Genomic DNA, 4191 nt, shown 5'->3' on the forward strand with positions numbered 1-4191 from the left:
TCAGTAGGCCGCAGCGAAACCCATCATTCGCGCAGCTTGCTCCATCGCCGATGGGTTTTGCTGCGCTCTACCCATCCTACGGGATGCTCGCTCACGATGACGGCATCGTATTGACTCCCGGGCCGATCGTTATAAAATATAACTATTCTGGGAAGGAAACAATAAGACCATGGGAAACGCCGCCTCCGCCGCGACCGAGGATCGCGCGGCGCTGCTGAAGATCGAGAACAACGGCGCGGTCCTGACCGTGGGCCTCAACCGGCCGGCCAAGCGCAATGCGCTGAACGACGGCATCATGCTGGCGATCCAGGACTGCTTTTCCGACATCCCCGATGGCGTCGGCGCCATCGTCGTCCACGGCGTCGGCGACCATTTTTCCTCCGGCCTCGATCTGTCCGAGCTCTCCGAGCGCGACGCGACCGAAGGCCTGCAGCATTCGCAGATGTGGCACCGGGTGTTCGACCGCATCCAATATAGCCGCGTGCCCGTGATCGCCGCGTTGAGGGGCGCCGTGATCGGCGGCGGGCTCGAGCTTGCCTGCGCCGCGCATATCCGCGTCGCCGAACCTTCGGCCTATTTCGCGCTGCCGGAAGGCCAGCGCGGCATCTTTGTCGGCGGCGGCGGATCGGTGCGGCTGCCACGCTTGATCGGCGTGCCCCGGATGATCGACATGATGCTGACGGGACGAGTCTATTCCGCGACCGAAGGCGCGGCCTACGGTTTCGCACAATATCTGACGGACGCGGGCGGCGCCTTGCCGAAGGCGATCGAGCTCGCCGAGCGCATCGCGGGGAATGCGCCGCTGACTAATTTTGCCGTGCTGCAGGCGCTGCCGATGATCGCCGAAGCCAATCCGCAGACCGGGCTGTTGATGGAATCGCTGATGGCGACGGTGGCGCAGAGCGACAAGGAGGCGAAACGCCGGATCCGCGAATTCCTCGAGCACAAGACCGCGAAAGTGAAGCCGACCTGAGATGAGCGCCAGACCCGACATGTCAGCGTCAGTCAAAGATGCCACCGCGCATCCGCTGCGCGCGATATCGTTCGGCAATCCCGCTGTTATCATCGAGCGGCGCGACGATGGCACGATCTATCTTCGCCCACGCAGCAAGCTCGTCGATTATCCGCAGCGCATCACCGATCGGCTGCATCATTGGGCCGCCACCGAGCCACACCGCGTGTTCATGGCAGAGCGCGCCGCGGGCGGCGCTTGGCGCGAGATCAGCTACGCGCAACTGCTCGATGCCGCTAGGCACATCGCCTCGGCGCTGATCGCCCGCGGGCTGTCGGCGGAAAAGCCGCTTGTGATCCTCTCCGGCAATTCAATCGACCACGCACTGCTCGCGTTCGGCGCGCTTTATGCCGGAGTGCCGTTCTGCCCGGTGTCGCCGGCCTATTCGCTGGTGTCGCGGGATTTCGGCAAGCTCGGTTTTATCATCAAGCTGCTGACGCCCGGCCTGGTCTTTGCCGATGATGCCGGCAAGTTCGCCGACGCGCTGTCCGCGAATGTTGCGCCAGAGACCGAGATCGTTGCCACGCGCGGCGACCTTCCTGGCCGGGTCGTGACCAGACTTTCCGACCTGTTGGCCACGCCGGAGCATCCGCGGCTCAAGGCCACGCACGAAGCCATCGCGCCGGACACGATCGCGAAATTCCTGCTGACCTCCGGCTCGACCGGCAATCCCAAGGCCGTGATCAACACCCAGCGCATGCTCTGCGCCAACCAGGTGATGCTGCGCGAGACGCTGGCGTTCCTGAAGGACGAGCCACCTGTGATCGTCGACTGGCTGCCCTGGAATCACACCTTTGGCGGCAACCACAATATCGGGCTGACGCTGTTCAACGGCGGCTCGATGTATCTCGACGAAGGCAAGCCGATGCCTGGCGGCATTGAGGACACCGTGAAGAACCTCCGCGAGATTTCGCCGACAGTCTATTTCAACGTGCCCAAGGGCTATGAATCGCTCTTGCCCTATCTGCGCGACGATTCCAGCCTGCGCGCGAAATTCTTCGGCCGCCTGCACGCGATGTTCTTCTCCGGCGCGGCGCTGTCGCCCTATGTCTGGAGCAGCCTCGACGAGCTCGCGGTGCGCGAGACCGGATTTCGCGTGCCGATGCTAACGGGGCTCGGCGCCACCGAGACGGCGCCGTTCTTCATGTCGGTGCGGCCCGACACCAGCCGCTCCGGCCATGTCGGACTTCCCGTATCAGGCAACGAAGCCAAGCTGTTGCCGAACAACGGCAAGCTTGAGGTGCGCGCCAGGGGACCGAACGTCACACCGGGCTATTGGCGCCAGCCGGAACTGACTGCCGCCGCCTTCGACGAAGAAGGTTTCTACAAGTTCGGCGATGCGCTGAAGCCGGCCAAAGCGGATGATTTCGATGCCGGCTTCGATTTCGATGGCCGCATCGCCGAGGATTTCAAGCTCGCCAGCGGCACCTGGGTCAGCGTCGGTCCGCTCCGCGCGCGCTTCATCGCTGCCTGCGCGCCGCTGGTGCGCGACGTCGTCATCGCCGGCATCAACCGCGACGAGATTTCCGCTATCGTGATCCTGGATCTGGACGGCTGCCGCGTCATCAACCCGGCGCTGTCAGCCACCGACATCGCGACGGCGGCGGCCGATCCCCTGGTCCGCGCCGCTTTCCGCGAACGCTTCGCCCGCTTCCTCGCCAGCGCCACGGGATCGTCGACCCGGATCACCCGCGCGATCCTGCTCGATGCGCCGCTCTCGATCGATCGCGGCGAGGTCACCGACAAGGGCTCGATCAACCAGCGCGCGGTGCTGGAGCATCGCGGCGCCCTGGTTGAGGCACTTTATGCCGACGTGCCGCCGGCACACGTCATCACACTGAGCTGAATTCGAACTCTCGTTGTAAGGAGAAGACCATGCAGTTGAAGGATCAGGCCGCCATCGTCACTGGCGGCGCATCGGGACTGGGCGCCGCCACCGCGCGCCGGCTGGCCGCGCAGGGCGCCAAGGTTGCAGTATGCGACCTCAATGCAAAGCTCGCCGAAAGCGTCGCGACCGAGATCGGCGGCGTTGCCGTGATCTGCGACGTATCGGATGCAGCCTCAGCGGAAGCCGCCGTCGCGCAGGCTGCGACAGCACATGGCCCGGCGCGCATCCTGATCAACTGCGCCGGCATCGGCGTGGCAAAGCGCGTGATCGGGCGCGACGGCCCGATGCCGCTCGGCGATTTCGACAAGGTGATCAAGGTCAACCTGCTCGGCTCTTTCAACATGCTGCGGCTTACGACCGCGGCGATGACGAAGCTGGAGCCGCTATCGACAGGCGAACGCGGCGTCGTGATCTCGACGGCGTCGATTGCCGCCTATGACGGCCAGATCGGCCAAGCCGCCTATTCGGCCTCCAAGGGCGGCATCGTCGGCATGACGCTGCCGATCGCGCGCGAGCTCGCGCAGTTCGGCATCCGTGTGCTGGCGATTGCGCCGGGCCTGTTCCTGACGCCGCTGCTCGCGGGTCTGCCGCAGGAGGCGCAGGATTCGCTCGCCGCTTCGATCCCGTTCCCGCACCGGCTCGGCGACGCCGGCGAGTTCGCCTCGCTGGCGCTGCACATGATCGACAACCCCTACCTCAACGGCGAGGTGGTGCGGCTCGATGCCGCGCTTCGCATGGCGCCGCGCTGAGGTCTGCGCATGTTCGTGCACCGGCGCGATGTGCAGATCCAGTGGGGCGATTGCGACCCCGCCAACATCGTCTACTACCCGCGCTATTTCGCGATGTTCGACGATTCGACCTCGATCATGTTCGAGGCGGCCGGCTTCTCGAAACAGGACCTCGTGCGCATCTACGGCCTGGTCGGCATTCCCATGGTCGATACGCGGGCGAAGTTCTACATCCCGTCGACGCATGGCGACTGGATTACAATCGAAACGCGGGTGGAAAGCATCAAGCGCTCGAGTTTCGAAGTGACACACAAGGTGTTCAAGGGCGAGGCGCTGGCGATCGAAGCTTTCGAGACCCGCGTCCTCGTCGGCCGCGATCCGAACGATCCCGCAAAATTGAAGTCGGCGCCGTTCCCGCAGGAGATCATTGACCGTTTCATGAAGGGCTGATTTGAGTGCCCTGTTCTATTGACCTAAAGAAGGGGCTGGATTGGCCCTGCCAGTTGCTTACACCGATAAGAATAATTCCAAGGGAGGAATGAATGAGGAAGGCTTATCTCGCC

The 4191-nt window shown here is 64.1% G+C and carries 4 protein-coding genes; all 4 read left to right on the forward strand.

From position 1 onward, the window contains the following. Nucleotides 1–169 precede the first annotated feature (169 nt). Genes CWO89_RS41440 through CWO89_RS41455 form a run of 4 tightly spaced genes read left to right on the forward strand, consistent with a single transcriptional unit; the run spans nucleotide 170 to nucleotide 4078 of the window. Nucleotides 170–973 (forward strand): crotonase/enoyl-CoA hydratase family protein, encoded by an 804-nt coding sequence (locus CWO89_RS41440; protein ID WP_130584010.1) that lies wholly within the window; start codon nucleotides 170–172, stop codon nucleotides 971–973. 1 nt (nucleotide 974) lies between these two features. Then, nucleotides 975–2858, forward strand: coding sequence for a feruloyl-CoA synthase (locus CWO89_RS41445; protein ID WP_130584011.1), 1884 nt, complete (start codon nucleotides 975–977; stop codon nucleotides 2856–2858). 29 nt (nucleotides 2859–2887) lie between these two features. Then, the gene (locus CWO89_RS41450) at nucleotides 2888–3649 is read left to right on the forward strand and encodes an SDR family NAD(P)-dependent oxidoreductase (protein WP_130584012.1); all 762 of its coding nucleotides are present in this window, start codon (nucleotides 2888–2890) and stop codon (nucleotides 3647–3649) included. Nucleotides 3650–3658: 9 nt separating this feature from the next. Beyond that, complete coding sequence (locus tag CWO89_RS41455; protein ID WP_130584013.1) at nucleotides 3659–4078, forward strand: acyl-CoA thioesterase; 420 nt, start codon at nucleotides 3659–3661, stop codon at nucleotides 4076–4078. Nucleotides 4079–4191: the final 113 nt, after the last annotated feature.

It is taken from the genome of Bradyrhizobium sp. Leo170, from assembly GCF_004296405.1.
Classification (GTDB): Bacteria; Pseudomonadota; Alphaproteobacteria; order Rhizobiales; family Xanthobacteraceae; genus Bradyrhizobium.

Coding starts and splice junctions, on each gene's coding strand:
- CWO89_RS41455 (WP_130584013.1), top strand. CDS start 3,659: ATGTTCGTGCACCGGCGCGATGTGCAGATCCAGTGGGGCGATTGCGAC.
- CWO89_RS41440 (WP_130584010.1), top strand. CDS start 170: ATGGGAAACGCCGCCTCCGCCGCGACCGAGGATCGCGCGGCGCTGCTG.
- CWO89_RS41445 (WP_130584011.1), top strand. CDS start 975: ATGAGCGCCAGACCCGACATGTCAGCGTCAGTCAAAGATGCCACCGCG.
- CWO89_RS41450 (WP_130584012.1), top strand. CDS start 2,888: ATGCAGTTGAAGGATCAGGCCGCCATCGTCACTGGCGGCGCATCGGGA.